The organism is uncultured Blautia sp. (genome assembly GCF_902497045.1).
Classification (GTDB): Bacteria; Bacillota; Clostridia; order Lachnospirales; family Lachnospiraceae; genus Blautia_A.
This window is the reverse complement of record NZ_CABVDF010000231.1, coordinates 1-4,294: the sequence shown is the minus strand read 5'-3', so window position 1 is coordinate 4,294 and position 4,294 is coordinate 1. Positions and strand designations below refer to the sequence as shown.

General features: G+C 44.3%; 2 protein-coding genes. Both read right to left on the bottom strand.

Annotation, left to right across the window (positions count from 1 at the left end):
• Positions 1 to 196 precede the first annotated feature (196 nt).
• Positions 197 to 2,827 carry a pyruvate, phosphate dikinase gene (gene ppdK, locus RDS42_RS12840; protein ID WP_308784007.1) on the bottom strand — a complete coding sequence of 877 codons (2,631 nt, stop codon included), beginning with the start codon at positions 2,825 to 2,827 and terminating at the stop codon, positions 197 to 199.
• A gap of 151 nt (positions 2,828 to 2,978) precedes the next feature.
• Positions 2,979 to 4,229 (bottom strand): 6-phosphofructokinase, encoded by a 1,251-nt coding sequence (locus RDS42_RS12835; RefSeq protein ID WP_308784006.1) that lies wholly within the window; start codon positions 4,227 to 4,229, stop codon positions 2,979 to 2,981.
• Positions 4,230 to 4,294: the final 65 nt, after the last annotated feature.

Below are 4,294 nucleotides of genomic sequence, written 5' to 3'. Positions count from 1 at the left end.
AAAACCTATAAGTATATTCGTAAAATCATGTTTATAAGAAAACCTTTTATCAGGAGCAACACAAAAAGTCCCCTGATATCCAGGCACCTTTCCAACGGATACGGTTTCCTGCAATATCAGGGGACTTATTTTATGCTGTTGGATTTAACAGCGGTTTATTGCTTCGTTTGGACACAATTATATAATTTACTATATCTTACGCGTTCTTCTCAGCGATAGCTGCCTGAGCTGCTGCCAGACGAGCGATCGGTACACGGAACGGTGAGCAGGATACATAGTTAAGGCCAATCTTATGGCAGAACTCTACGGAAGAAGGATCTCCGCCGTGCTCACCACAGATACCTACATGAAGGTTCGGGTTAACCGGTTTTCCAAGTTTGATGGACATTTCCATAAGCTTGCCAACACCAACCTGATCCAGTTTTGCAAATGGATCGTTCTCGAAGATCTTAGCGTCATAGTAAGCGTCAAGGAATTTACCAGCATCGTCACGGGAGAAGCCGTAAGTCATCTGAGTAAGGTCGTTTGTACCGAAGCAGAAGAAGTCTGCCTCTTTTGCGATCTCGTCTGCAGTAAGAGCTGCTCTCGGGATCTCGATCATGGTACCAACTTCATATTTCAGATCAACGCCTGCTGCTGCGATCTCAGCATCAGCTGTCTCAACAACAAATTTCTTAACGTATTTAAGCTCTTTGATATCTCCAACAAGCGGAATCATGATCTCTGGGCATACGTTCCAGTCAGCGTGTGCTTTCTTTACATTGATAGCTGCACGGATAACTGCTTTTGTCTGCATTTTTGCAATTTCCGGATAGGTAACTGCAAGACGGCATCCACGGTGACCCATCATCGGGTTGAACTCATGGAGAGAATCAATGATAGTCTTGATCTGCTCAACAGTTTTGCCCTGAGCATCTGCAAGTTTCTTGATATCTTCTTCTGTAGTCGGAACGAACTCATGAAGAGGCGGATCCAGGAAACGGATAGTAACCGGGTTTCCTTCCAGAGCTTCATACAGCTTCTCGAAGTCTCCCTGCTGCTCCGGAAGAATCTTCTCAAGAGCTGCTTCTCTCTCTTCTACTGTCTCAGAGCAGATCATCTCACGGAATGCATCGATTCTGTCGCCTTCGAAGAACATATGCTCTGTACGGCAAAGACCGATACCTTCTGCACCAAGCTCACGAGCTTTTTTAGCGTCAGCCGGAGTATCAGCGTTTGTACGAACCTTGAGTGTTCTGTATTTGTCAGCCCATCCCATGATTCTTCCGAACTCACCAGCGATTGTAGCGTCTACAGTCGGAATGATTCCGTCATAGATGTTACCGGTAGATCCGTCAAGAGAAATGCTGTCTCCCTCATGGAACTCTTTGCCAGCAAGTGTAAATTTCTTATTTTCTTCATCCATAGCGATCTCGCCGCATCCGGATACACAGCAGGTACCCATACCACGAGCAACTACTGCTGCGTGAGATGTCATACCACCACGAACTGTCAGGATACCCTGAGCAGACTTCATACCTGTGATGTCTTCTGGGGATGTTTCAAGACGAACAAGAACAACTTTCTCACCTCTTGCAGCCCACTCTACAGCGTCATCTGCTGTGAAGACGATCTTACCGCAAGCAGCTCCCGGAGAAGCACCAAGTGCTTTTGCCATTGGAGTAGCCTCTTTCAGAGCTTTTGCATCGAACTGCGGATGAAGCAGTGTATCAAGGTTACGAGGATCGATCATTGCTACAGCTTCTTCTTCTGTTCTCATTCCCTCGTCAACAAGGTCACAAGCGATCTTCAGAGCAGCCTGAGCAGTTCTCTTACCATTACGTGTCTGAAGCATATACAGTTTACCATGCTCTACAGTAAACTCCATATCCTGCATGTCTCTGTAGTGTTTCTCAAGAGTGTTGCATACATTCTTGAACTCTACGAATGCTTCCGGGAATTTCTCTTCCATCTCAGAGATGTGCATAGGTGTACGAACACCGGCAACAACATCCTCACCCTGAGCGTTTGTAAGGAACTCACCGAACAGACCGTTCTCACCTGTAGCAGGGTCACGTGTGAAAGCAACACCTGTACCACAGTCATCACCCATGTTACCGAATGCCATCATCTGTACGTTTACAGCAGTACCCCAGGAATATGGGATATCGTTGTCACGACGATAAACGTTTGCTCTCGGGTTGTCCCAGGAACGGAATACAGCTTTGATAGCGCCCATTAACTGCTCCTTCGGATCAGATGGGAAATCAGAGCCGATTTTTTCTTTATATTCAGCTTTGAACTGGTTAGCAAGAGTCTCAAGATCCTCAGCTGTAAGCTCAACGTCCTGAGTTACACCTTTCTCTTCTTTCATCTTGTCGATCAGTTCTTCGAAATATTTCTTGCCGACTTCCATAACTACGTCAGAGTACATCTGGATGAATCTTCTGTAGCAGTCCCAAGCCCAACGTGGGTTGTTGGATTTCTCAGCTAATGTGTGAACAACTTCTTCATTAAGACCAAGGTTGAGGATTGTATCCATCATACCAGGCATGGATGCTCTTGCACCAGAACGAACGGAAACAAGCAGAGGATTTTCTTTGTCACCGAATTTCTTTCCGGTAACTCCTTCCATTTTGGTGATCGCTTCCATGATCTGAGCCATGATCTCATCGTTGATCTGTCTTCCGTCTTCATAGTACTGTGTGCAGGCTTCTGTTGTGATAGTGAAGCCCTGCGGTACAGGAAGACCCAGGCTTGTCATTTCAGCAAGGTTGGCACCTTTACCACCCAGAAGGTTTCTCATAGTAGCGTTACCTTCTGTAAACATGTAAACCCATTTTGCCATTTTACATTTTCCTCCTAAATTTTTGTTCTTTGAACATAAAAATATGTTTTTATACGCACATAGTTATTGTATAGATTTCCAGTCAAATAGTCAAGGTCTAACTCAAAAAAAGGGGGAAAATCTGTAAACTTTCCCCCTTTTTGCTAAAAAATCAGCGTTTCTTTTTCTTATTCAGTACAAGATGTCTTGGAAGACCGTTCACCATGATCGGCTGATAATCTCCCTGTATCAATGGTTTGATATAATCAATAAAATCTTCTGTCACATAAGAACCGTCTCTTGTCATCCAGTTTCTTGGAACCAGTTTTTCTTCGTTTGCAATACGATGTACATCATAAATTCCTGTTTTTGCCATATAAGGATCATCGGAAACGCGGTCGATTACGATCATCTTGCCGGTATCGCCCTCATCAGCAGCCTTGACAGCAGCTCCGCCAACCATAAATGCCTCATCAATATCTGTTCGGGATGCCATATGAGAAGCACTTCTCTGAAGAGTAGAAAATTCTACCGCTCTTGTCTTACAGCCGCATTCCCCTGCCAGGAAATTAGCCAGATACGCTGCTGTTCCCTGCAGCTGTTTATGTCCGAAGTTGTCTACATAATCGCTGGAACTTCCAAGCTCGCATACATAGCGTCCGTCTGCCAGCTTAATCCCCTCAGATACAGCGATCACAACGGAATCTTTTTTTGTAAGAAGATCCTTGACTTTTACCAGGAATCTGTCAACATCAAACGGAATTTCCGGAAGATAGATCAGATCCGGTCCTTCACAGTCCTCTGTCTTGGCAAGTGCAGCCGCTCCGGTAAGCCATCCGGCATTACGTCCCATAATCTCCATGATGGTGATCATTTTTTTCTTATAGGTCAGGCCTTCTGCATCACGGATCACTTCTTTTGTAGATGCGCCTATGTATTTTGCTGCGCTTCCAAATCCCGGTGTATGGTCAGTAAGAGCAAGATCATTGTCTATGGTCTTTGGAACACCGATAAATTTCTGTTTCTGTCCGGTAAGGATCGCATAATCAGAAAGCTTCTTAATGGTGTCCATAGAATCATTTCCGCCGATATAAATAAAGGTGTCAATACTCAGTTTATTCATGATCCCGAAAAGCTTCTCATAAATTGTCTTATCTTCATGGATCTCCGGCAGTTTATAACGGCAGGAGCCAAGAAAAGCTGACGGTGTTCTTTTTAAAAGCTCAATATCCAGTTCCGAATGAATCTGTGTTGACAGATCCACATACTGCTCATCCAGAAGCCCCTGTACTCCATGGAGCATTCCATATACCTTATCAAAGCCTCGTTCAATGGCATTTTTATAAACGCCTGCCAGACTGGAATTAATAACAGATGTGGGACCTCCTGACTGTCCTACAATGATATTTCTCTTTTTTGCCATAACCTGTGACCTCCTCTATAGCAATCTGTATTTGTTAATTTTACCAATTTATTTTTATTTCGTCA